This window comes from Fusobacterium varium (genome assembly GCA_021531615.1).
Lineage (GTDB): Bacteria > Fusobacteriota > Fusobacteriia > Fusobacteriales > Fusobacteriaceae > Fusobacterium_A > Fusobacterium_A varium_C.
Genome location: JADYUE010000020.1, coordinates 1 through 26,485, shown reverse-complemented (window position 1 = coordinate 26,485; position 26,485 = coordinate 1). Strand labels below are relative to the sequence as shown.

Genomic DNA, 26,485 nt, shown 5'->3' with positions numbered 1-26,485 from the left:
ATTCATTGAAAATCACTCCCTCTGAATTTTATTCTATGCTACTAAAATTATAATCTTTTATTTATCTTATTTCAAGAGGTTTTTTAATAAAAAAATAGCTTTCTATGAATTTAATTTTATCACAGAAAGCTACTTGAAATAACTAAAATTTTCTTTTTATTAAACTGAGGTTAGATTTTAAATTCAACTTTCTTTTTATCAAATACCATTCCTATTTTAATAATCTCTTTAAATCCCTTTCTTGTTAAAATACTATCATATCTATTCTCATCTATTTGCTCTAGTGCTTTCTCTGCCTCTTTCTCTATATTTTTTGTCTTTCCTTTTTTCAATTCAAATATATATGCTGGATTTTTTTTATCTAAAGGCTCAAGTATCAAATCAGGTCTACTATCTCCACTCTCTCTATTTGGATATACTAAATATATTCCCTCAAGAGCATAGAAAAATCCTGACAAAAGCATTTGATAATTATTTTCATATCTCTCATCTGTATCATAAAAACTTACTCCATGAAGAACTAATTGTTCTATAACTCTTTTTAACTCTCTCATATCTTTATTAAATAGTGCATATTTAACATCTTTCACTGTTTGAAGTTCTCCGAATAAGATTGTAAGAAATGTCTTTTTAAAGAAAGTTGAAATCTCTTGGTTTGGGATTCTTACAATATACTCATCTTCATCTATTTTATCTTTTATTGTTAAATATCCTGAAAATAAAAGAAGTTCCCATATTTCACTTGGAGATAGATGTTTTCCTAGTGCTATATTATTACTTATTGTTACTGGGACATCTTTTTTCATAAATAGATCTTCTAAAGTTTTAAATACTCTTGAATCTGAGTTTTTTAACATCTCTTTTATCACTACATTGGAGCTAGTATTTACCCAATAAGCTTTTAATTCTTTGTTATCAATATAGTTTAAAATACTCCAAGGATTATATACATAAATATCTCCAAATCTATATCCATTATACCAAGTTTTAACATCTTCCAATTTATATTCAATATTGTAATCATGTAATATTTTTTCAACTTCATTTTCTAAAAGTCCAAAATGTTCTTCATAACTTTTATTAAGAACAGTATTTATTTTTAAATTATTCAAATCAGAGAAAATACCTGCTTGTGCTACTCTCACTATTCCAGTAAGAATCCCCATTTTTAAACTGACATTTGTTTTTAATACATTACCATACATTCCTTTAAAAAAAGCTACTGCTTGATTGTAGTATCCAAATTCATAGGCTGTAATCAGTGGAGCATCATATTCATCAATTAAGACTACAACAGGTTGTTTATAATACTCTGTTAATATATCACTTAAAAATAATAAAGTTTCTTTAAGCTCTGCTTCATTTATTTTTTGACTTATTATATTTTCAAATTTTTCAAGATTGAACTTATCCAAGTTTTTTAACATCTCTTTATAGTCACTAAAGAGTCTTGATATTTTTACTTTCAATTCTTCAATCATTTTTTCCCATGTAATTGCAGTTATTCCTTTCATAGAAATAAATATCACAGGATATTTTCCTTGTTCTGAAAATACAGGAGAGTTTTCTATATATAACCCTTTAAAAAGTTCTCTGTTTTTTTCTTTTTCCTTTATATCAAAAAAATATTTTAAAGTAGACATATTAAGAGTTTTTCCAAATCTTCTTGGACGAGTAAAAAGTTTTACTTCTGCTCCATCTTTTACTATTTTTTCTATTAAATTTGTTTTATCTACATAGTAATAATCCTCTTCTATTATTTTTTTAAAATCTTCTACACCAATAGGAATTTTTTTCATCTACTTCCCTCCAATCTTACAAATCTACTTATATATATTATATCACAAATTATTTTTATTATTTAATATTAAATTTTTTTCTTAATCTATTTGTGTAATTCAAAAAAATAAAGGGAGTGATTGTCACTCCCAAATATCTAATATTATTAAAGTATTGTTATCTTTCTAATATGGTTCAAAAATAAATACATCAAATATATCTTGTAACTTATATGGACTAGGTAGCTTAGCTTTTACCTTTTCCCAAAGAGTGTTAAACTCTTCTAGCTCCATCTTCTTAATCTGATGAATTATATGTTTTTTATATGGAAGTTCAGCCCCAGTACTATCTAATCCTTGAAGCAATTGATTTTTTAACTTTTCAAAATTTTCCTCATCTACCTTACATAGACTATAATAAGATGCTAAAAAATCTTTTTCTAAACAATACTCATTAGTTATAAGCTTTCTAATTGCACTGGCTATAAAATTTAGACTTAATTGAGAAGTAAAATTTCCACTATTATTCCCCTCATCCTCTAAAAATGGCAAGAATACATCTTCAAAATGATGATCTTGAATAGATTTTGTCAATAGTAGAAGATTATTTAAGAAATTATATTTTCCTAAAGTTCTTTTATGAAAATCATTATCTACTAAATATGATGCCCCTATATGTTTAAATAGAGAATTTGTAAGATCTTTAGAGTGTCCAAAGTTAAAAACTTTATCCTCATAACTACTATTATCTTTTACCCTTTTAATAAATTTTGAAGCTTTTTCTAAAAGCTCTCCCATATTGTCTAACTGAAATATTGCATCAAAGAAATTTTTCTTTAATAATAGATCTCTTCTTCTAGCTAAAGGTAGTTTCATTAGACATTTTTCTAAATTAGTTGTCTTTAAAAGAGTTTTTATAAAGGTTTCATCAATATTGAAGTAGATAGAATCATATCTATTAGCTAAAATTGTAGTTTCATCCTTTATAGCTTTTATCTTTTTTAGCTCTTTTAATAAAAATTCTAAATATGGACGTTGAAACTCTTTAAATACTTTTCTCTCTTCCTTAGTTAAATCTGTATTTTGTACTAAAATTTTCTCTAAATTTATATATTCTAAAACATTTACTATACCATCTCTATTTATTCCAACAGAGTTCCAAAGATAAGTTTTAGGAATATACTTTAATTTTTTATCAGCCATTAAAACTACATATTGAGCAATTCCCCCACCTAAAGAGTGTCCAGTTAGAGATATCTTCTCAAGAGGAATTTTAAAATCTTTCACAAGTTTGGTGTAAACCTCTACACCTTCATGAAATTGTTCAGGTATTTTTCCTAAACCGATAGCTAAATCAGTTTCAATAAAATCTTTATAAGCATCTTCAAGAGGATATTTTTCACTTCCTCTAAAAGCTAAAACAAAGTTGCCTTTTTTCTCAAAGGCAACTGAATAAAAACCTGTATTTGTTGAGTTTGGATTTTGAGCTGTTCTGTTATCTGTGTAAAAAACTTTCCATTCTTTCATTACATCTTCAAAATATTTTAAAAAGAATTGATCATATTTAGGGTTAAGAATTATAAATATTCCATTAAATATTTTCTTTTCCACATCCTCTTTAAAAATTTCAAAGATAGTTTTTCCATGTTCAGTTTGGTTAAAATTGCAGTATGACAGAATACTAAGCATAATATACTCTTTTGCTGTATGCATATTTTCATATCTCCTACATATTAATAATTGATAAAATAAGATAAGTGATTCCCCAACCTAATAATCCCCCCATTACTGTTTCAAATAGGGTATGAATTTTTCCTTCAATTCTAGAGTGCATTACAAGAACTACTAAAATTAAAGTTAGGAAAAATATCTTAGGATTATGAGTTAAATAAGTTATTATTGTAAATATTGAACTAGCTAAAGCACTGTGACCACTAGGCATTCCACCTCTCAATGGAGTACCCTTATCAAAGAATGATTTGATAATTATCACAAGCATAATAACTATCACAAAAACTAATACTGTTGTATGTTGAAAAGAGTCTTCAAAGACTTTAAGTACATCTTTTAAATATAAAGGTATCTTTTTTTCAAAAACTATATACCCTACTAAAAGAGCATTCATAGAGGTAACAAGAACAGCCCCTGCTGCTATATCCTTTGCTCTTTTAGCCAATGGATGATACTCCTCTGTGACTAAGTCAACACAACTTTCTATTGCAGTATTAAACATCTCTGTAACCCACATCAATGTCACACTTATAATAAGTGCTAAAGCTTCTGCCTTTGCTAAATCTAAAAATAGTGAAAGAATCAGAACTATTATTGTACAAAAGCAGTGAAACTTCATATGTCTTTCTGTTCTAATTGTATCAAATAACCCCTCAAAAGCTACATTAAAACTCTCAGTAACTCCCTTTTCTTTCCAATTTTTTTTCATAGCATCACATCTCTCTTGTGTAGCCAAATTGTCCTAGTATCTCTTCCTCTCTAATTCTCATCTCTTTTCTATCTTCCTCTTCTATGTGATCGTATCCCAATAGATGAAGAAGTCCATGAGTTAATACATAGTATAGCTCTCTTTTTACAGAGTGATTGTATTCAGCAGCTTGTTCCTCAACTCTCTCCATAGATATTACAATATCTCCTAAAGTATCATAAGGTCCTATATCAAAATCCTCTGTTTCATGGTAAGCAAATGAGATAACATCAGTAGGTTGATCCTTTCCTCTGTAATCCCTATTTATAACTTGGATCTCATCATTTCCTGTAAATAGAAGTGATAGATATACAGGTCTATCACTTTCAAATTCACTTTCAAGAGCTTTCTTTACATAATCTCTAATCTCTTCCTCTTTTACAAGTTCATCATATCCTTCTATCTCTAAAGACATATCCATTACTAATTCCATTTTATTCTCCTTTTCTCCTCTTTATTATTTTTGTCCTGGGTATTTTATTCTTACATGGTGTATACTGATTAATGATTTAACAAAAGTTTGTATTATTATCTCTATCTCTTTAAATGTCAAATCAGCTTCTGAAAGTTGATTATCTTCAATTTTACTATTGATAATCTTTCTTAACATTTCCTCAATAGCTCTAGGTGTTTTCTCATCTAAAGATCTAACAGCTGCTTCAATAGAGTCAGCAAGCATTATAATAGCAGACTCTTTACTTCTTGGTTTAGGTCCACTATATCTAAACTCCTCTTTTGTAACAGTTGGATCTAAAGCTTTTGCTTTATTATAGAAATAAGCTAGGAACGTTGTCCCTTGGTGTTCATACATTATATTTCTTATCTCTCTTGGTATCTGATACTGTTTTGCCATCTCTGCACCATCTTTAGTGTGAGATGTGATTATAAGATTACTCATAAAAGGTGAAACTTTATTATGAGGATTTTCTCCATTCTGTTGATTTTCCACATAGAATTGAGGTCTTTTGCATTTTCCTATATCGTGATAATATGCTGCAACCCTTGCAAATACTGCATTGGCTCCCACTGCTGCTGCTGCATTTTCAGAAAGTGTAGCCACCATCATTGAGTGGTGGAAAGTTCCTGGAGCTTCCATAGATAATTTTTTCAACAATGGATGTGAAAGATCTCCTAGCTCTAAAAGTTTGAAAAGAGTTAAAATATTAAATGTCTTTTCAAAATATGGGAGAAGAGCAATTGCAATCATTCCAGAAACAAGTCCAGATACAATAATCTCTCCAGATTTTAATGCAGCTCCAAAAGTTTCTACCTCTGAGAAGAAACTTAATAATCCAAAAGTTGCTACTTTTAATACAGCCATTTGAATTCCCACAGCTATTAGTCCTGCTCTTGTATTTACCTTTTTAATTAAGTAAGCACCAAAAGTCATTGATGCAATATTCATAACTAAGAATATCAAATCATAATCAATTATAGGCAATAGGAAGAACAACATAAATGAGATCATCATTAAACCATATTTTGTATTAGTTAAGAGTACCAATAAAAATAGTGCTGTATCTGCTGGCATTAAATATATCAAGTCATTATTTATAAATCTAAATGTTAAGAAGAAAGCTATAATTATTAGAACAGTACTTCTATATGTGCTTTTTCTTAAAATATCTTTTTTATATCTATTAAATATAATTTGATAGAACAGAGTAGAAATAATAAATAGATATGTTAAATTTGCCATCATTATTCCTAAACTTTTCTTATATGAGTACACTCCACAAGATTCAAGAATCTTTATTCTTCTCTCATTTAAAATCTCACCTTTTTTAGCAACTAAAGTTCCTGCTTTAATCTCAATATATTGATCATTAATTTGAGAAACCTTCTCTTCAATAGCTTTTTTTGTTTTTCCTTCATCATAAATATAGTTAGGAGCAGCAAAAGTTTCTACTACTTGTCTTTGAAGATTTGAGAGCTTTTCTATTTTCTTATCAAAAGGAGATCTATATTTTATAGTTGCTTTTTCCTGTATGATACCACTTTCATATAGATTTTCTAAGAATTTTCTTGTCTCTTTTTGAAGTTTCATAATCTCTGGAACTTTTAGTGATAGCAAACCTTTTACCATTGTATCTGGTATTCTTCTACCAGTGTCCTTTTCTAAATTTTTAAAATCTACATTGCTATCCTTGTTATTTTTTAGTGCATAGATATCATCAAAAAACTCATCAAAAGTTTCTAAATATATTCTTCCTGCATCTGCTGAGTAGATATACTCCTTTCCAGATTGAGCAATCATATTTTCTATTATCTTTTCTTTAGCACTTTTATCATTAAAAACTATTGTTTTAGGTGCATAGATATCAGATATAACCACATCTCCTACACTGTAATTATTATTTTTGGAAAGTAATCCAATTTTTGAGCTAAATGCTATAATAAACATTATTAATATTAAATATATTATCTTTTCTCTTAAAGCATAAGAGGTAGAGTAAAGTTCCACATCATTTTTACTACTTCTCTTTACTTCAAACATAAATTTAAGTCCAAATAAGCTAAATTTTTTCATTGTTCTCACCTTTGCTATTCATTGCTATATCCTTTAATATATCTGTTTTTCCCATTACATTTATATTTTTTGTAGGTATGGACTCTATAAAATATCTACCATATTTTTTCTTTATTATCCTGTTATCTAAGATAGTTATTGTTCCACTGTCGCTTTTACTTCTTATTAATCTCCCTATCCCCTGCTTAAATTTAATTACAGCTTCTGGGACTTGATACTCAATAAAAGAGTTTTTCCCTTGAGCAGTAATATGCTCTATAATAGCCTCTGTTACAGGGTCACTAGGAACTTTAAAAGGAATCTTAACAATAATTACCGAACTCAATTGTCTTCCCTTTATATCTACCCCTTCCCAGAAAGAGTCTGTTCCAAAAAGCACAGGGTTTCTACCTTTTACATACATATCTACAAGTTGAGTTCTAGGAGCTTTACCATGGATAAACAGCTCTATTCCATTGGCTTCTAACTCATCTCTCAACATAAAATACATATAGTTTAAAGTTGAATATGAGGTAAAGAGAACAAAAGTTTTCCCCTTAGATTTTATCAGCATAGCCTTTAAAAACTCTGCTATCTCTTCAGTAAAAGTTTTATCTGAAGGATCTGGAATATCTGATGGAATATATACTTTCATCTGCTTATCATAATTAAATGGTGAATGAATAACCTTATCTAAAGTATCTTCCTCAAGTCCAATAGATTCTTTAAAATATTTAAAATCATTTCCAATTGCTATTGTTGCAGAGGTAAATACTATTTGTTTCAGATTTAGATATAGAGTTTTTTGAAGTTCACTATCTATCTTTAAAGGTGTTGCCACTAATTTTGAGTTACTCTTTCTACTATTTACCTCTATCCAATAGATAAACTCTTCATCATCAAAATCATTGATAAATCTAAAGTTATTAAAGAAGTTATCCAATCTATCAACATATTTTATAAAATCATTGATATTTCCATTTTCATCCTCTTCATCTCTAATCTCTTTTATAAACTCCCTCACCTTTCTACTATATGAGTTATATTCACTATTAAATCTCTCTCTAAAATCTATAAGAGAGCTTAAGAAAGGAGAATTGTCCATCTCATCTTTTTTAGCTCTAAATGTAAAAGTTCCCATCTGTCCATTTGAGAACACCTCAATAATATGGTTAAAATACTCTCTTCCAGCTAAATAAAGATTTTTATGTTTTAATTTTATCTCTTCAATCTCTTTTTCTAAAATACCTCTGTGATCTATTCCATGATTTTTTATGTATTTTTGAATAATTTCAAGACTACCTGTATTTTTTTTCTTTCCTTCAACTGCAAATATTTGGTTCATAGTTTTTGTAAAACTATACTTTGATGCCTCATATGAAAAATAATCTCTAGCTACCTTTTCCACATTGTGAGCCTCATCAAAAACCACCATTCCATACTCTGGAAGTATTGAATATTCAGTATTAAATCCTATCTCCTTTCTAATAGCTAGATCTGAAAAATACATATGATGATTTGTAATTAAAATATCTGCATTTTTCTTCTCCTCTCTAGATTTAAGAAAGAAACACTCCCCTTTATATGGACACTTATTACCTGCACAAATATCTGTTTCACTTTGAAAAAGTTCCCAAACACTTGTATCTACCTCAAAAGGAAGTTCAGCTCTATCCCCTTTTTCAGTTTTTTGCCCCCATTTTATTATCTCTTTAAACTGTATTTTTTGAAGATCATTAAACTCTTGGGCATTTATATTCTCTCCCATTGAAACATTTGAGTATTTTCTATTACAAAGATAGTTCCCTCTACCTTTTACAAGGATATATCTAAAATCTCCCTGTATAACTTTCTTAGCTATGGGAATATCTTTATTTAAAAGTTGCTCTTGTAAATTAATTGTATTTGTAGAGATAATAACTCTTTTCTTGTTTTTTATAGCCCACTCTATACTTGGAATCAAATATGCTAAAGTTTTCCCTGTTCCTGTTCCAGCTTCAACTATAACTTTAGTTTCACTATTTAATCCCTTTTCTATATGTTTAGCCATGTGTAATTGCTCATCTCTATATTCAAACCCTTGAAAAACCTGAGATAAAAGCCCAGTTTTTTCAAAATATGGAGTTATATCAATTTTTACATTATCATCTCTAAATAGTTCAACTATTACATATATCTCTGTTACATTGTTATTGACTATATATGATGCTCCAGCCATTCTATTAGAATAGATAGAAGCAATCTCTACATCAGCATCTGAAGGATATAAAAAACCAGATGGGTGGTTATGAATTATAACCTCTCCCTTTTTCATAGCCTTTAATATAGCAGGAACTGAAGTTTTATTTCCTCTAGCAAGGACAACTACCTCTTTAACTATTCCTGTTTCATCAGGTATTCCTCTAAAAAATACCTCATTTCCCCCAGCTTGTTCTATCTCATTTTTTATTATTTCTCTAGCTTCAAAAGATATTTTTTCCTTTATCTCCATTAAAGTTCCTTTCATCTATTATAAATATTTACATATATAATACCTCTTTTCAGCAAAAATATAAAGTCTTTTTTCTAATTGAGCCTCTTTTTAACATAGTTTATTTTCTATATTATTCTCAATTGACAAATAATATAAAAAACACCCTCCATCTTAGCTGTCTAAGATTTTGGGTGCAGTACAAGACTTTAGGTGTTATATTATTTCTATTCCATTGCAACTAATTTTGCTGATTTAACAAAATCAAATTTTTTTAAAGCAACTATTATCTCTTCAATAGTGATGGTAGTTTCAGAAATATCCATCGATATAATAACAGATGCTACATCATTAATAGGAATATTTTGGTTAATTGTAAGAATATTTCCATTAACAGATGATATATAATTTAGCACCTCTGATAAAGCTCCTTTTTTATGAGCTAACATAACTGAGATAAGAGCTTTTCTCCCTATGCTGTTTTCTGATGGAGTAAAGACAAAGTCCTTATATTTATAGTATGTACTTCTACTAATTCCAACCATCTTTACAGCCTCACTGACACCTTTTACCTTTCCTTCACTTAAAAGATTTCTAGCCTCAATAACTTTATCATAATAATCTGGAAGTATCTCTTTACTTACTATTAAGAATTCTTTGCCCATTCTCTCCTCCTCTTGTTCAATTTACTGTGTATATCTATAAAAATAGTACCATCAAAAAAGAAAATTATCAATTATTTTATAAAAAAATGTTAAAAAGATTTTCTCCCTTTAACATTTTATTCCTTTTATTCTATTGTAAAAAATTTATCTTAGCTTTTTCTTTCTTTTATTTTTTCTACGTCTATTAAATAAGATAACTAAAATAATAGCTGGTATAGCTAAAATTGCAACTCCTATAAATATAGAAATTTTAGGTGGAACTCCTGTAACATAAGCTATTGAAAAAGCTAAAGATCCTATTATTTCAACAGGATTTACAAAAAGAAATTGCCCAAAAGGATCTAAAACATATTCTACACCATAAACAGTTAATATAAACGTCAATATAAAAAGTAAAAAACTTAATAGCACTCTTAATTTCACCTCAAATTTAAATAATTGTTTTAATTATCATCCCCAAAATATCCATAAAAATTTATTTCATAGTAACATAAGTTTTATAAAAAGTCAATGAAACTAATGGTTAAAACTTCGTGAATTTTAGAATTTTTAGTAGAGCTATTTAAACTAAAATATTAGAAGTGGGGAGAAAAATTTTACAAGGTTTTAACTAAAAATAAATATTAAATTAACATAGAATAATTATAATAAAAAAAACATTAAACTTTAACTATTCTACAAACTTGGTTTGTAAATTATAAAGGTATTGGAGAAGATATAAAAGTAAATGGTTTTGCTAGAAAAGCTGAGGCAGATAAAGTTCTTAATAATGCCATAGATGGTTATAACAGATATGGAAAATAGTCCCTTATATTTTAATATTGATTTATAAATTTATTAGCTCAACAGGAAGAGAGAGTTGCATCTCTCTTTTTGTTGTTCCTTTCAATTTTATTTTGTAAAATATAGATAGCAAAATAGAATTTTATGGTGTATTATAAGATTGACACAACATAAAATAAAATTTGGAGGAGATATGAAGTATATTTTAATCTTATTAATCTCATTAATTTTCCCAGCTTGTATGGAAAAAACAGAGGAGAAAAGGGTAGAAGTACCTAAAATTGAAAAAAATTTAAAAGTTGCTTTTGGTTATAAGCCACGTTCTTTTGATCCACACAGACATACTGATAGTTCAACTCTAGCAGTTACTAAGCAAATTTATAATAATCTGTTTGCTCTTACTGAAGATGGAGAACTTGTTTCAGAATTAGTAGAAAGCTATGAAATTCAAGAGGACAACTCAATAATCTTAAATTTAAGAAAAGGTATATATTTCCATGATGGAAGTGAATTAAAAGCAAAAGATGTAGAGAAGAGCTTAAAGAGAAATATGAGTATTCCTATAAGTAAAGTTTTAGTAGAGGCGATAGAAGATGTAGAAACTTTAGGTGAGTATCAAGTTAAGATTATTCAAAAAAATGCCCCTACAATTCTTCTTCATAACTTTGCTCACTCTTCAATAGCCATTGTAAAGGAGGTAACTCCAAATGAAGAGGGAGTTAATTTAGTTGGAACAGGAGCTTATAAGATAAAGAAATGGGGAATAGGGGAAAAAGTTGAACTAGAAGCTTTTGACAAATATTTTCAAGGAAAGGCTAAGGTTAAAGATTTATCATTTATTACTATTCCAGAAAATTCAAATAGACTTATAGCTTTAGAAACTGGAGAGATTGATATCGCTTACGATATATCGTCAACAGATGTCAAAGGATTATTAAAAGATGAAAAGTTAAAATTTATTAGTAAATCATCTTTAGGAACAGATTTTGTTTCAATTAATACTCAAAAAATCACTGATAAAAGAATAAGACAAGCTATTGAACTTGGAATAAATAAAAATGATATAGCAACAGCTGTGTTTGAAGGGATGACAGAGATTGCACCATCACTTTTAGCCCCAAGTGTTTTTGGTTATGATAAAGATGCAAAGATAAAAGAGTATAACCCAGAGAGAGCAAAAGAGCTTTTAAAAGAAGCAGGAGTAGAGGGAGAATTAAACTATCAACTTTGGATATATGAAGAACCTACTAGAATGCAAATGGCTCAAATTATTCAGTCAAATTTAAAGGAGATAGGAATAAATATATCTATTCAAGTGTTAGAATTATCATCATTTCTACAATTCTCAGCTAATGGACAACATGATATGCTAATAGGTTTATGGTATGTAAGTACTGGAGATGCTGATTATGGATTCTATCCACTTTTACACTCAACTTCAGCAGGAGCTGTTGGAAATAGAAGTTTTTACAATAATAAAGAGGTAGATAGATTATTAGATGAGGCTAGAAAAACTTCAGACTCAAATTTAAGAGAGAAAAACTATGTAGAGGTAAATAGAATAATAGGAGATGAGGTGCCACTATTACCTTTAGATTATAAAACTTATATAATAGGAATGAATAAAAGGGTAACTGGATTTATTTTTAACCCAAATGGTAATCATATCCTTTATAAGACTGATATAGAGTAAAAAGATTAAGTGGTAAAAAAATAACCATACTTTATAGCTAAATAAATTTTTAATTCACTTTTTTTAATAGAAAATGAATTTTTAAAATTTAAAGATAGTAAAAAGATGTTTTTTAAAGAGAGAATACAATAATTTTTCCTTTAGAATAAAGAAGAATAAAGAAAATCAGTTGTGAATAAAAGGTAAGTTGTTGAAAAAATGTTCATAATTCATAAAAAATGGTTCATAAAATAAATTTTTAACTTCTTCTCTTGCAATTAAAAAAACATTATGCTAATATTGATTTATAGACAAAACTACAATAAATTTCAAATCTTTGGAATTTCGGTTTTTAAGAATAAAGATTAAGGAACGGAGGAATAAGATTATGGCAAAAAAAATAGTTTTAGCAGGAGCATGTCGTACAGCAATCGGATCAATGGGAGGAGCTCTAAGTGGAGTTGGAGCAGCAGATTTAGGAGCAACAGTTATTAAAGAAGCTTTAAACAGAGCTGGAGTACCAGCAGATAAAGTTGATCATGTTCTTATGGGATGTGTAATTCAAGCTGGTTTAGGACAAAACGTAGCTCGTCAAGCATCTTTAAAAGCAGGATTACCTATTGAAACTCCTGCAGTAACAATCAACGTAGTTTGTGGATCAGGACTAAATGCAGTTAATATGGCAGCAAATATGATTCAAGCTGGAGAAGCTGATATCGTAGTAGCTGGAGGAACTGAAAACATGTCAGCAGCACCATACCTATTAAGAAAAGGACGTTATGGATACCGTTTAGGAAATGCTGAATTAGTAGACTCAATGGTAAATGATGCTCTATGGGATGCATTCAATAACTACCACATGGGAATTACAGCTGAAAATATTTGTGATCAATGGGGATTAACTAGAGAACAATTAGACGAATTTGCAGCAGCAAGTCAACAAAAAGCTGTTAAAGCTCAAGAAGAAGGAAAATTCGACGCTGAAATTGTTCCAGTTGTTATAAAAGGTAAAAAAGGGGATATCGTTGTATCTAAAGACGAAGGACCTAGAGCAGGAACTACTGCTGAAGGAATTGCTAAATTAAAACCAGCATTCAAAAAAGATGGAATGGTTACAGCAGCTAACGCTTCAAGTATCAACGATGGAGCAGCAGCAATAGTTGTTATGAGTGAAGAAAAAGCTAAAGAACTTGGTGTAACTCCAATGGCTACTTGGGTTGCAGGAGCATTAGGTGGAGTAGATCCATCAATCATGGGAATTGGACCAGTTGCTTCTACAAGAAAAGTATTAGCTAAAACAGGAATGAAAATCAAAGACTTTGATCTTATCGAAGCAAACGAAGCTTTCGCAGCTCAATCACTTGCAGTAGGAAGAGATTTAGGATTTGATACTTCTAAACTTAATGTAAACGGAGGAGCAATAGCTCTTGGACACCCAGTTGGAGCTTCAGGATGTCGTATTCTAGTAACTCTTCTTCATGAAATGGCTAAGAGAGATGCTAAAACAGGTCTTGCTACACTTTGTATCGGTGGTGGAATGGGATGTTCTACTATCGTTAAGAGAGACTAATTTTATTCCTAGATTAAGAATATAAAGACTTCAATATAAATTTAAGGAAGGGAAGTAATTCCTTTCCTTAATACTGAATTATTAGGAGGTAATTGTGATGAATTTCATAACATATGAACAAGACGGTTTTGTTGGTGTAATAACTATCAATCGTCCAAAAGCATTAAATGCTTTAAACAGCGATGTTTTAAAAGAACTAGATGCTTGTTTAGATGGAATTAATTTAGAAACTACAAGAGCTCTTATCCTTACTGGAGCTGGAGAAAAATCATTTGTTGCTGGTGCTGACATCGGAGAAATGAGTACTTTAACTAAAGCTGAAGGAGAAGCTTTCGGAAAAATCGGAAACGATGTATTCAGAAAACTTGAAACTTTCCCTATCCCTGTAATAGCAGCAATCAATGGATTTGCTCTAGGTGGAGGATGCGAAATCTCTATGAGTTGCGATATCAGAATTTGTTCTGAAAACGCAGTATTCGGACAACCAGAAGTAGGTTTAGGAATTACTCCAGGATTTGGAGGAACTCAAAGACTTGCTCGTATCATAGGTGTTGGAAAAGCTAAAGAAATGATATATGCAGCAACTAATGTTAAAGCTGAAGAAGCTTATAGAATAGGATTAGTAAATGCAGTTTATCCATTAGAAGAATTAATGCCAGCAGCTAAAAAATTAGCTGGAAAAATAGCTAAAAATGCTCCAATAGCAGTTCGTGCTTGTAAAAAAGCTATCAACGAAGGATTAGATGCTGTTATGGATGAAGCTATTGTTATAGAAGAAAAACTATTTGGAAGCTGTTTTGAAACAGAAGACCAAAAAGAAGGAATGAAAGCATTCTTAGAAAAAAGAAAAGTTGAAGGATTCCAAAACAAATAATTTAAGAATCTAATTTTTTTAGAGGATAATCTTACCCTCAGATTTATATAAGATCAAATGAAATTTTAGGAGGATGTAAAATGAAAGTAGGAGTAATCGGTGCAGGAACTATGGGTTCTGGTATAGCACAAACATTTGCACAAACAGAAGGATACGAAGTAGTACTTTGTGATATTAATGCTGAATTCGCAGCAAGAGGAAAAGCTAAAATAGCTAAAGGATTCGAAAGAATGATAGCTAAAGGAAAAATGGATCAAGTTACTGTTGACGCTGTATTAGCAAAAATAACTACTGGAACTAAAGATATTTGTGGAGATTGCGACTTAATAATTGAAGCAGCTTTAGAAAACATGGAAATCAAAAAACAAACTTTCAAAGAACTAGATGGAATTTGCAAACCAGAAGCAATATTTGCAACTAATACATCTTCTCTATCTATAACTGAAATTGGTGCAGGACTTAACAGACCAGTTATCGGAATGCACTTCTTCAACCCAGTACCTGTTATGAAACTTGTAGAAGTTATTGCAGGACTTAACACTCCAGCAGAAGTTGTTGACAAAATCAAAGCTATCTCTGAAGAAATTGGTAAAGTACCAGTTCAAGTAGAAGAAGCAGCAGGATTCGTTGTAAACAGAGTATTAATTCCTATGATCAACGAAGCAGTTGGAATTTTAGCTGACGGTGTTGCATCAGCTGAAGGAATCGACAATGCAATGAAACTTGGAGCTAACCACCCAATGGGACCTCTAGCTCTTGGAGACTTAATTGGACTAGATGTATGTCTAGCTATCATGGAAGTTCTTTACAATGAATTTGGAGATTCTAAATACAGACCTCATCCATTACTAAGAAAAATGGTTAGAGGAGGAAAACTTGGTAGAAAAACTGGAGAAGGATTCTTCAACTACGCAAAATAATTCAGTAATTAAAACAGCTCTATTTATAGGGCTGTTTTTTTATGCTAATAAATTAGATTTGTTTCTATTTTTTACTATTATTTTTCTTGAATTTCTGATACAATAATAAGGTAAAAAATAAGATAGATTTAATGAGAGGTAAAAATGAAGAAAAAAATTAAAGAGATAATAGTAGTTGAGGGTAGAGATGATATTTCAGCTGTAAAAGCTGCTGTTGATGCAGAGATAATCCAAGTAAATGGATTTGCAGTAAGAAAAGCTGGAACAATTGAAAAAATAAGAGTGGCTAATAAAAATAGAGGGATTATCATCTTAACAGATCCTGATCATGCTGGAGAAGAGATTAGAAAATATATTCATAAATTTTTCCCAGAAGCTAAAGATGCTTATATCAGAAGAATAGAAGGGACAAAAGATGGAGATATAGGGGTTGAAAATGCTAATCCAGAAGCTATAATCAATGCTTTAGAGAAAGCTAGATGCAGTGTAGTTGATAGTATCCCAGAAAACTTTGATATGGCTTATTTGATGGATTGTGGACTTGTAGGAAACAGCGAAGCAAGTATCAGAAGAGAAAAAGTTGGTGGGAAGTTGGGAATTGGATATTCTAATGGAAAACAATTTCTTTCAAGATTAAACAGATATGGTATAAATAAAGATGAATTTGAAAAAGCTTTAAGTGAAGTTATTGCTGAGGAAAAATAATATTTTAAAATTAGAAAAAAAGTAGATATTAATTGTTGACATTTTTTTGTAAAATAATATATAATATAAATAAGAGAATTATCTCTATATATAAAATAATTTTGAGGTGGGAAAATGAGAAAAAAATTGATGTGCTTATTAGCTGCTATGACATTTGCAGCTACTTATGGAGCTGAAAATATTACTACTGATGTAGTTGTTGTTGGAGGAGGAGGAGCTGGGCTTTCAGCTGCTATCGCTGCTAGAGAAAAAGGAGCAGAAGTTGTTTTAGTAGAAAAAATGCTAATGTTAGGAGGAAATACTAACTATGCAACTGCTGGAATCAATGCTGCTAATACTAAATTACAAAAAAAATTAGGAATAGAAGATAATGCTGAACTATTCTACAAAGATACTATGAAAGGTGGAAAAAATGTTAACAACCCTGAATTAGTAAAAAAACTTACTGCTGATTCAGCTAATATTATTGATTGGTTAACAGAAAGAGGAGCAGATCTTAGTGAAGTTGTATTCACTGGAGGACAAAGTGCAAAAAGAACTCACAGACCAACTGGAGGACAAGCAGTAGGACCAGTTATCGTTGATGCTCTTGCTGAAACTGCTGAAAAAGATGGAATCGATGTAAGAACAGAAAGTGAAGTTACTAAATTAATAAAAACTGGTGATAAAGTTACTGGTGTTGAAGTAAAACATAAAGGTGAAACTTACAATATCACTGCTAAAGCTGTTGTAATGGCAACTGGAGGATTTGGAGCTAATGCTAAAATGGTAGCTGAATACAAACCATCATTAGAAGGATTTGGATCAACTAACAGCCCTGCTATTACAGGAGATGGAATTAAAATGGTAAAAGCTGTTGGAGGAGATTTAGTTGATATGACTGAAATTCAAACTCACCCTACAGTAGTACATAAGAAAACAGCTATGATCACTGAAGCAGTTAGAGGAGAGGGAGCTATCCTTGTAAACAGAGAAGGAAAAAGATTTGTAAGTGAACTTGAAACTAGAGACGTTGTTTCTAAAGCTGAACTTGAACAAACTGGAAAAAGTGCTTTCTTAGTATTTGACCAAGAAGTAAGAGAAAAACTAGGAGCAATCAATGGTTATGTAAGAAAAGGATTTACTGTTGAAGGTGCAACTGTTGAAGAATTAGCTGGAAAAATTGGTGTAGATCCTAAAGGTTTAGTTGAAACTATGGCTAAATACAATGGATATGTAAAAGCTGGAGAAGATAAAGACTTTGGTAAAACTGCTTTACCTAGAGAACTTGTAAAAGCTCCATTCTATGCTATTGAAGTATCACCTGCTGTTCACCACACAATGGGTGGAGTACGTATCAATACAAATGCTGAAGTACTTACTGCTGATGGAAAAGTAATTCCTGGATTATTTGCTGCTGGAGAAATTACTGGTGGAGTACACGGAGCTAACAGAATTGGTGGAAATGCTGTAACAGATATTACAGTTTATGGAAAAACTGCTGGAGAAAATGCAGCTGATTTTGCTAAAAAAACTAAATAATTAAAATATGATTTTGAGCTGAGTGATAATTATATTGCTCAGCTTTTTTATTTTTGAAGTAAATTTAGAAATATATAAAAATATAAGTATCTACTCAGCTGTGTAAAGTCTACAAAAGATTATCTAGTTCAAAGTTCAATTTTTATAATACTAGGTTATCTTTTAAAGATTAATTTTCAAAACTTATATTTTTAATATCAACTAGCCTTCATACTAAAGAATAAAGAATCCCTAGGCTTATTCCGTTGAAAATGCAAAACTCGACTTCGTCTCAAACACGTTGCATTTTCTTAACTTCATTTCGCTGACGGATTCTAATATTCTCTAGTGAATTACGGCTCTAGTTGATATTGGGATAAAATTTTACTTTTTATAATATTTATAGGTAATAGGTGAGTAGTTACAAATATAAGTTTTAAAAAATTTAGTTATCTTAGTAGATACACAAAGATAAAATAAAAAGAGAGTTTAAACTTAACCCTCTTTTAGTAGTTGCTTTTATTTAAAATAGTATGGATGTTCAGAAGCTATATCATCAAATTTTTCAATTAAACGATTTAGATGTGCAGCAAGTGTTGGCACGACTTCATCTTTCCTTTTCTCTTTAATGATGTTAAAGAACTCTTTATGTCCTTGAAAAACAAAATCATCTCTAATCTTATCTACACAAAACATAACTCCCATTCTTTGATAATCTAAAAATCCATCTGTCATAAATGTAAATAAATTTTTATGTCCAACTCCTTCAAAAATTATTTGATGGAACTCTAAATCCACATTACGAAATTCAATATAATCTCTTGAAGTTTTCATAATATATCTTTGCTTCTCTAAATTCTTCTCAAGCTTTTCTAAATACTCTTCTGGAAAGTGATCACAAGCTTTTAAAAGTATTTTCTCCTCTATTGCCATTCTCATTAATGTTCCATCTTTAAATTTGTCTTTATCTATTTTTGAAATATAAGTTCCATTTTGTATATTTTCAACTAATCCCTCATGTTTTAAAAGAATAAGAGCTTCTCTAACAGGAGTACGGCTCATTCCCAATGTTGCCAATAACTCAAACTCCTTTATCTCCTCTCCAGGTTTCATATCAAGTCTTAATATATTTTCTTTTAATATTCTATATGTAAAACTAAAACTTGTTTTTCCCATAATGTTATTATAAATTTTCATACTATTACCTCTCTTTAATAAGTATCCTTTATTTATTATAACATATCTCTTTAAAACACACAAATTTTTTAAAAATTTAAGAATCTTTTTTTAATAAAATAACAATTTTTTTCTATTTTATAATAAAAAAGGATTAATTTCTATAATTATAGAAATCAATCCTTGTAAATTAGCTATTAATCATTTAATTTAAGTACAGATACAAATGCCTCTTGTGGTATCTCAACATTTCCTATACTCTTCATTCTTTTCTTTCCTTCTTTTTGTTTTTCAAGAAGTTTTTTCTTTCTTGTGATATCTCCACCATAACATTTAGCAATAACGTTCTTTCTAAATGCTTTGATAGTTTCTCTAGCTATTATTTTAGAACCTAAAGCAGCTTGAATAGGGATTTCAAATTGTTGTCTAGGAATAACATCTTTTAATTTTTCACAGATAGCTCTTCCTCTTGAGTACGCTCCATCTTTGTGGGCAATAAATGAGAAAGCATCCACAGGTTTACCAGAAACTAGGATATCAACTTTAACAAGATCAGATTCTTTATATCCTACAACTTCATATTCAAAAGAAGCATAACCTTTAGTTCTTGATTTTAACTTATCATAGAAATCTATTACAATTTCAGCTAGTGGAAGTTCATAAGTAAGAAGTGATCTAGTATCATCAATATAGTCCATACCAATGAAAATTCCCCTCTTCTCTTGGCAAAGCTCCATTACATTTCCAACATACTCTTTAGGAACAATTACCTTACCTCTAATAAATGGTTCTTCTACTGAAACTCTACCCTTTCCAGCATCTGGGAACTCACAAGGGTTGTCTATTACAAGGACATCTCCTCTATCCATATTAACCTTGTATTCAACTGATGGAGTAGTAGAGATCAAGTCAATATCATACTCTCTTCTAAGTCTTTCAACGATTATTTCCATGTGAAGTAGCCCTAAGAATCCACATCTAAATCCAAATCCTAAGGCAATTGATGTTTCAGGAACGAAAGTAAGTGAAGCATCATTTAGTTGTAATTTTTCAAGAGCATCTCTTAAATCTTCATAATCATCAGTAAATAGTGGATAAATTCCAGCAAATACCATTGATTGAGCAGGTTTAAATCCAGCTAGTGGGAATATACAAGGTTCTTTTGCATTTGTAATTGTATCCCCTACTCTTGTATCGTGAATAGTTTTAACTCCTGTGATAATATATCCAACTGACCCTGATGTTAAAGCATCTTTAGGTTTCATTGTAGGAGAGAAAACTCCAACTTCTAAAACATCAAACTCTTTTTCAGTAGACCAGATTTTAATTCTATCTCCCTTTTTAAGAGTTCCATCTAATATTTTAACATATGTGATAACTCCTCTGTAGTCGTCAAATTTAGAGTCAAAAATTAGAGCTTTTAAAGGAGCTTCCTCATCATATGCAGGAGCAGGAACTTTTTGAACAATAGCTTCAAGAAGATCTTCAATTCCAATTCCTGTTTTTCCTGAACACATAACAGCATCATCAGCAGGAAGTCCAATTATATCTTCAATCTCATTTTTAACTTTTTCAGGATCAGCAGCAGGTAGGTCAATTTTATTGATAACTGGCACAACTTCAAGATCATTTTCAATAGCTAAATACACATTTGCTAGAGTTTGAGCCTCTACACCTTGAGCAGCATCAACAACAAGTAATGCTCCTTCACAAGCTGCTAGAGATCTTGAAACCTCATATATAAAGTCAACGTGTCCTGGAGTGTCAATTAAGTTTAATTCATATTCAATACCATCTTTAGCTGTATAATAAAGAGTAACAGCTTGAGCTTTTATAGTAATTCCCTTCTCTCTTTCAAGTTCCATAGAGTCAAGAAGTTGCTCTTTCATCTCTCTTTTAGCAACAGTTCCTGTAAATTCAAGAAGTCTATCTGCTATTGTAGATTTTCCGTGATCTATATGAGCAATAATCGAAAAGTTTCTTTTGTGCTTTTGCAACATAGTATCTATTTCCTCCTAAATCGTTTTATATCTTACATAATATTATAAAAGAATTTCCAAATCTTGTAAATACAAATTTATTAAATATAGTTAAATTTATGGGAAATATAAATTTAACTATAACTTTATAAGTATATCAGTTATCCTTATAAAAGTCAATATTTATAGATGATTGAGAGAGATATTAATAAGTATTTTTCTATAATAAAAGGTAAATATTTAAAAATTTTAAATAATTTGAAAATAGATAACAAAAAAAGATAACTTAATAATAAAAAAATATTTATTAAAAAAGAATTATTATTTTTAATTATTGCTTAATTTTATATTTAAAAGATAATAAAAAAGTGATATAATGAATAAAATGGAGAAACTTATAATTAAAAAAATAGGTGAAATTTTATGGGTTAATATCAAATAATAGAGTAACAATGTATGAATCATTGAGAGAATCTATAAAAAACTCAGATGAGATTATAATGAATGTCTCTTTTATTAGAGATTCAGGAATGAAACTTTTAATAAAAGATCTGAAAGAGGCTAAGGAGCAGGGGAAAAAGATAAAAATTTTAACTAGTGACTATATGAAAGTTAGTGAGCCAAATGCTCTGTATAGATTGGTGGATATAGGTGGAGTTAAAATCTTTGATAATCCTTTGAACAAATCTTTTCACCCTAAAAGTTATATATTTAAAAAAGATGATAATTTTGAAATATATATAGGCTCGTCAAATATATCTTATTCAGCTTTGATAAGTGGAGTAGAATGGAACTATCACCTTACCTCTAAGGAAAATAGTGAAGTACAAGAGATTTTAGAGGAGTTTTCAGAACTTTATGAGAGAAATAGTTTTGATCTTACTTTAGAGTGGTTAAGAGAGTATGAAAAAAGATATAGAAAAGATGAGTTTGGAGAGTTATTTGATCCAAAGGAAAGCGAAAAAACAGATTTAATTATAGAGCCGAGAAACTTTCAGATACCAGCTCTCTATGAGTTGTCAAAAACTCGTGAAGAGGGGTATAAAAAGGCTATGGTAGTAGTAGCCACAGGCTTAGGAAAAACCTATCTAGCTGTTTTTGACACTATGAGCTTTAATAGAATTTTATTTATAGCTCATAGAGATGAGATACTACGAGGAGCAAAGAGATCCTTTGAAAGTGTCTATGGTGAGAATAAAAGTTATGGATATTTCACAGGAATTGAAAAGGATAAAGATTCAGATATAGTTTTTGCTAGTATCTCTACATTGAGCAAAGATGATTACTTAAATGAAAACTATTTTTCAAAGGAAATTTTTGATTACATCATTATAGATGAGTTTCATCATAGTAGTTCAAAAAGTTATCTAAAGGTTCTTAACTATTTTAAGCCTAAATTTCTATTGGGATTAACTGCCACTCCAGATAGAGGAGATAATGGAGATGTATATAAACTATGTGATTATAATATTGCATATCAATGTGATTTCACTGTTGGTATAAATAATGGTTGGTTAGCTCCCTTTGAATATTTTGGAATTTATGACGACACAGATTATGAGCCTATACCTTGGAGAAGTGGAAAATATGATATTACCTCTTTAGAAAATGCTTTGATTGTAGAGAAAAGACATCAACTTGTATATGAAAAATATATGGAGTTTAGAAAAAAACATACTATTGGGTTCTGTGCCAGTGTAAAGCATTGTATAGAATTAGGTAATTTTTTTAGGAAAAAGGGTATAGCTAATGATGTTATAATAGGAGAAACCTCAATAGCCAAAAGGCAGGAGATAATTAATAAGTTTAAAAATAGAGAGATAGATATAATTTTTACAGTTGATATATTTAATGAAGGGGTTGATATCCCTTGTATTGATACCCTGCTATTTTTAAGACCTACACAATCATATACTATTTTTATTCAACAGTTAGGTAGAGGGTTAAGAAAATATGAAGGTAAGGATAAGTTGAGGGTTTTAGATTTTGTAGGAAATTATAAGGGAGCTGAATTAAAGCCACTTTTTCTTACTGGGAACTACACTAAAAACAAAGGAGTTATAAATACTACTGATAAAGATTTTTTACTTCCTACTGGTTGTAGTGCAGAGTTTGATTTTAAACTTATTGAGTATTTTGAAAAGTTAAAGAGAAAAAATCTTAGACAGGAAGAGTTAATAAAAGAGGATTATAAAAAGTTAATAGAAAAATTAGAAAAGATCCCTACAATTATGGAAGTGTATACTTATGGAGAAATTCCAGTCCATATGTACTTGAAAACTTTTAAAAGTTGGTATAATTTCCAAAAAGAGATGGAAATTTTAAGTGATGAGCAAAAAGGGTACTCGGAAAATACAATTAGCTTTTTAAAATTTTTAGAAACAACATCTATGACAAAATCCTATAAAATGCCTTTGCTCCTTTCTCTGTTTGATAATCTTAAGAAAGAGGTTGATTTAAAGGTGATAGGAGAGTATTTTAAAAACTTCTATTTAGATGAGGTACATAAAAAAGATCTTAATAATAAAAAACATTCAGATCTTGATGATAAAAAATATCAGAAATTAGCAGAGGACAATCCTATAAAATATCTTACTGAAAAGGGAAAAAATATAGAGTTTTTTACTTATGAAAATAAACGATTTATTTTAAACTCTCTACTATATGACGAGATTAAAAGTAGTAGTTATCTTCTTGAGGAGATAAAAGAGAGAATAGATTATAGGGTTGTTAACTATTTTAGAAGAAAGTATATGGAGGAGTGATGACAAAAGATTATTACAACAAAAATGCTCAAGAGTTTTTTAATCAAACAGTAAAAGCCGATATGAGTGAACTATATGATATATTTTTAAAAAATCTTCCATGTAATAAAGGAAAAATCTTAGATTTAGGTTGTGGGAGTGGAAGAGATTCAAAATACTTTTTAGAAAATGGTTTTGAAGTGGTGGCTATGGATATATCAGAGGAGCTTGGGAAGAGGGCTAGTGAGTATATTGGGCAAAAAGTGATTATTCAAGATATGAGAAATTTACACTATCAAAATGAGTTTATTGGAATTTGGGCATGTGCATCACTATTACATTTAGATGAGGATGAGATAATAGAAACTTTAAGAAAGATATTTAAAAGTTTAAAAAGAGATGGGATAGTTTATATCTCTTTTAAATATGGAGATAAGAACTATGAGAAAGATGGAAGAAAATTCACTTGTTTTACATATGAGAAATTTATAAAATTAGAAAAAGAGTTTGAAAATAAAATTTTACAATGGTTTATAACTGAAGATGTAAGAGCAGATAGAAAAAATGAAAAATGGTTTAATATAGTATTAAAAAATTTTTAGATTAAAGAGTACGTTTTTATTTAAAAAAGCGAATCTTCTATTACAAAATAGAAACTTTACTTGTTTAAATAAAAGTATGATAAGGAGAGAGAAAATGGATATATTAACAGCTAAAGAAAATCTTTTTAAAATGAAACCTTTAACATATTTAGATGCTTTAGAAAGTAAAATTGAATTGATTAGAAATAGTAAAAAAATAGATCTGAATATATCTGGTGAGGATATAGAGATTGTCAATAATGGTGGAAAATTCTATTTAAAACATTCTGCTACAACTTTAGATGATTTCAAAATTGCACAAGGAGAAAAGGAGTTGTAATATGAATGAAAAAGTAATGACAACAGATGAAGATTTAATATATTGGTGTGAAAATTGCAATATTCCTATAATAAAAAAACAAGGAGAGGATTTAACCTGTCCTTGTTGTGAATCAAATATTAAATATTTAACTACTGATATTCGTCCTGTTTTTCCAGAAGAGAGATTGTTAATAGAGATTTTATTAAGTAAACCTCTTGAATTTTTAGAGAAAAGTGTTTGGGCATCAAATAATAGATACTATGTAAATGGAGAGATATTTTCTATAACTTCAAAACACTATAAAAAATATACTCCAGATGAGATAATATTACAATTGGAAAAGTTCGCTTTTTTAAATAAAAATGAATTTTTTAATAAATATATTGAGAAATTTATAGTTGCCAATAGAAATAGAGCTAACTATCTATATACAGAGGCCTGTGAATTTATAAAAGAAACAAGTAAAGATTACCCTCTAGAAAATATAATACTTTCATTCTCTGGTGGAAAAGACTCAACAGTTTCAGCTGATTTAGCAGTAAGAGCTTTAAGTGAGCCTAGTTTAGTACATATATTTGGAGATACTACCCTTGAGTTTCCTATGACAATGGAGTATGTAAAGAGATTTAGAGAGGAAAATAGAAAAGCTATATTTAAAGTAGCTAAGAACAAAGAACAAGACTTCTACAAAGTTTGTGAGGATATTGGACCACCAGCAAGAATGTTGAGATGGTGTTGTTCTATGTTTAAAACAGGACCTATTACAAGAGTTTTAAATAATCTCTATAAAGATAAACAGGTATTGACATTTTATGGAATAAGAAAGTGTGAATCTGTAAGTAGAAGTAAATATAACAGGGTGGAAAATAGTGCTGATGCTATAAAGATAAATAAACAAACTGTTGCCTCTCCTATCTTCTATTGGAAAGATATTGATATATGGCTATATATCTTAGGAGAAAAGATAGATTTTAACGATGCTTATAGATTGGGATATGACAGGGTAGGTTGTTGGTGTTGCCCTAATAACAATGAGAGAGCTCAATTTTTATCAAGTATCTATATGCCTGAAAAGAGTAAAAAATGGCAAGAGTTTCTAATCTCCTTTGCTAAAAAGATAGGAAAACCTGATCCTGAAATCTATGTAAGTAGTGGAAAATGGAAAGCTAGACAAGGGGGAAATGGTTTAGAATCTGCTGAAGATGTAAAAATCAAATTTGCAAATTGTACTGCTGAAGATCATGCAAAAATTTACCAATTGAATAAAAGTATAGATGAATGGTTTTATGAGCTATTTTTACCTTTTGGAAGATATGCTCCAGAGTTAGGAAGAAAATTAGTTAAAGAAAGAGTTATAGTAGATATAAAAACAAATATACCTATTATATCTATACAACCATTTGTTCAAGAGGGATATGAGTATTCTGTAAAGATTAAAACAATGAATGTAGAGAAACATGATGATCTTCAAAGAATGATAGCTTATCAAATTAAAAAATACAATGCTTGTAGAAAATGTTTAAAATGTGAGTCGTTGTGTAAATTTGGAGCTATTACAATAAAATATGATGAGTATCATATAAACCCTAACAAGTGTAAAAGATGCAAAATGTGTGTAACACCAAAATATTTAGTTGGTGGTTGCTTGATGGATAGATACTTGAAAACAAAAAATTAGAGCATATTGGGAGAAAAAAGGGTGTATAATTTTTGGTGTTGGTACTTAAATGTATTAACACCTTTTTTACTTTTTTTCAA

Annotated in this window: 20 protein-coding genes; 10 read left to right on the top strand and 10 right to left on the bottom strand. The window is 29.6% G+C overall.

The annotated features are described in order from the left end of the window. Positions 1-170: 170 nt before the first annotated feature. The 8 genes from I6E31_07605 to I6E31_07570 form a co-directional block, all read right to left on the bottom strand. Positions 171-1,799: an AAA family ATPase gene (locus I6E31_07605; protein MCF2639835.1), complete on the bottom strand. Its 1,629-nt coding sequence runs from the start codon at positions 1,797-1,799 to the stop codon at positions 171-173. A gap of 165 nt (positions 1,800-1,964) precedes the next feature. Beyond that, on the bottom strand, positions 1,965-3,491 hold the full coding sequence (locus I6E31_07600) for a hypothetical protein (GenBank protein ID MCF2639834.1): 1,527 nt from the start codon (positions 3,489-3,491) through the stop codon (positions 1,965-1,967). A gap of 13 nt (positions 3,492-3,504) precedes the next feature. After that, on the bottom strand, positions 3,505-4,218 hold the full coding sequence (locus I6E31_07595; protein MCF2639833.1) for a diacylglycerol kinase: 714 nt from the start codon (positions 4,216-4,218) through the stop codon (positions 3,505-3,507). Between the two features lie 4 nt (positions 4,219-4,222). After that, on the bottom strand, positions 4,223-4,690 hold the full coding sequence (ybeY, locus tag I6E31_07590) for an rRNA maturation RNase YbeY (protein ID MCF2639832.1): 468 nt from the start codon (positions 4,688-4,690) through the stop codon (positions 4,223-4,225). 24 nt (positions 4,691-4,714) lie between these two features. Then, positions 4,715-6,787, bottom strand: coding sequence for an HDIG domain-containing protein (locus I6E31_07585; protein MCF2639831.1), 2,073 nt, complete (start codon positions 6,785-6,787; stop codon positions 4,715-4,717). Next, positions 6,774-9,257: a DEAD/DEAH box helicase gene (locus tag I6E31_07580; protein MCF2639830.1), complete on the bottom strand. Its 2,484-nt coding sequence runs from the start codon at positions 9,255-9,257 to the stop codon at positions 6,774-6,776. The genes I6E31_07585 and I6E31_07580 overlap by 14 nt, the downstream gene beginning before the upstream one ends. A gap of 206 nt (positions 9,258-9,463) precedes the next feature. Beyond that, complete coding sequence (locus tag I6E31_07575; GenBank protein ID MCF2639829.1) at positions 9,464-9,901, bottom strand: ACT domain-containing protein; 438 nt, start codon at positions 9,899-9,901, stop codon at positions 9,464-9,466. A 144-nt stretch (positions 9,902-10,045) separates the two neighbouring features. Next, positions 10,046-10,312 (bottom strand): hypothetical protein, encoded by a 267-nt coding sequence (locus I6E31_07570; GenBank protein MCF2639828.1) that lies wholly within the window; start codon positions 10,310-10,312, stop codon positions 10,046-10,048. Between the two features lie 565 nt (positions 10,313-10,877). Here I6E31_07570 and I6E31_07565 point away from each other — a divergent pair. The 6 genes from I6E31_07565 to I6E31_07540 all read left to right on the top strand — a co-directional run bounded on the left by I6E31_07565 (position 10,878) and on the right by I6E31_07540 (position 17,946). Beyond that, positions 10,878-12,377, top strand: coding sequence for an ABC transporter substrate-binding protein (locus I6E31_07565; GenBank protein ID MCF2639827.1), 1,500 nt, complete (start codon positions 10,878-10,880; stop codon positions 12,375-12,377). Positions 12,378-12,744: 367 nt separating this feature from the next. Next, on the top strand, positions 12,745-13,926 hold the full coding sequence (locus tag I6E31_07560; GenBank protein ID MCF2639826.1) for an acetyl-CoA C-acetyltransferase: 1,182 nt from the start codon (positions 12,745-12,747) through the stop codon (positions 13,924-13,926). A 97-nt stretch (positions 13,927-14,023) separates the two neighbouring features. After that, complete coding sequence (locus I6E31_07555) at positions 14,024-14,800, top strand: enoyl-CoA hydratase/isomerase family protein (GenBank protein MCF2639825.1); 777 nt, start codon at positions 14,024-14,026, stop codon at positions 14,798-14,800. A gap of 80 nt (positions 14,801-14,880) precedes the next feature. Beyond that, positions 14,881-15,720 carry a 3-hydroxybutyryl-CoA dehydrogenase gene (locus I6E31_07550; protein ID MCF2639824.1) on the top strand — a complete coding sequence of 280 codons (840 nt, stop codon included), beginning with the start codon at positions 14,881-14,883 and terminating at the stop codon, positions 15,718-15,720. Positions 15,721-15,864: 144 nt separating this feature from the next. Then, a complete protein-coding gene (rnmV, locus tag I6E31_07545; protein MCF2639823.1) occupies positions 15,865-16,425 on the top strand; it encodes a ribonuclease M5 in 561 nt (186 codons plus the stop codon). A gap of 114 nt (positions 16,426-16,539) precedes the next feature. Then, positions 16,540-17,946, top strand: coding sequence for a flavocytochrome c (locus I6E31_07540; protein ID MCF2639822.1), 1,407 nt, complete (start codon positions 16,540-16,542; stop codon positions 17,944-17,946). A gap of 498 nt (positions 17,947-18,444) precedes the next feature. Here the strand turns inward: I6E31_07540 and I6E31_07535 are convergent, their stop codons facing one another. After that, a complete protein-coding gene (locus I6E31_07535) occupies positions 18,445-19,122 on the bottom strand; it encodes a GntR family transcriptional regulator (protein MCF2639821.1) in 678 nt (225 codons plus the stop codon). Between the two features lie 176 nt (positions 19,123-19,298). Then, on the bottom strand, positions 19,299-21,101 hold the full coding sequence (gene lepA / locus I6E31_07530; protein ID MCF2639820.1) for an elongation factor 4: 1,803 nt from the start codon (positions 21,099-21,101) through the stop codon (positions 19,299-19,301). Between the two features lie 431 nt (positions 21,102-21,532). Between lepA and I6E31_07525 the strand changes: the two genes are divergently transcribed. The 4 genes from I6E31_07525 (at position 21,533) to I6E31_07510 (ending at position 26,405) form a co-directional block, all read left to right on the top strand. Then, the gene (locus I6E31_07525; GenBank protein MCF2639819.1) at positions 21,533-23,845 is read left to right on the top strand and encodes a DEAD/DEAH box helicase family protein; all 2,313 of its coding nucleotides are present in this window, start codon (positions 21,533-21,535) and stop codon (positions 23,843-23,845) included. Beyond that, positions 23,845-24,426 (top strand): methyltransferase domain-containing protein, encoded by a 582-nt coding sequence (locus I6E31_07520; GenBank protein ID MCF2639818.1) that lies wholly within the window; start codon positions 23,845-23,847, stop codon positions 24,424-24,426. Before I6E31_07525 ends, I6E31_07520 begins: the two co-directional genes overlap by 1 nt. 94 nt (positions 24,427-24,520) lie before the next feature. Next, positions 24,521-24,745 carry a hypothetical protein gene (locus I6E31_07515; protein MCF2639817.1) on the top strand — a complete coding sequence of 75 codons (225 nt, stop codon included), beginning with the start codon at positions 24,521-24,523 and terminating at the stop codon, positions 24,743-24,745. Beyond that, the gene (locus I6E31_07510; GenBank protein ID MCF2639816.1) at positions 24,708-26,405 is read left to right on the top strand and encodes a phosphoadenosine phosphosulfate reductase family protein; all 1,698 of its coding nucleotides are present in this window, start codon (positions 24,708-24,710) and stop codon (positions 26,403-26,405) included. The genes I6E31_07515 and I6E31_07510 overlap by 38 nt, the downstream gene beginning before the upstream one ends. The last annotated feature ends 80 nt before the right edge of the window (positions 26,406-26,485 follow it).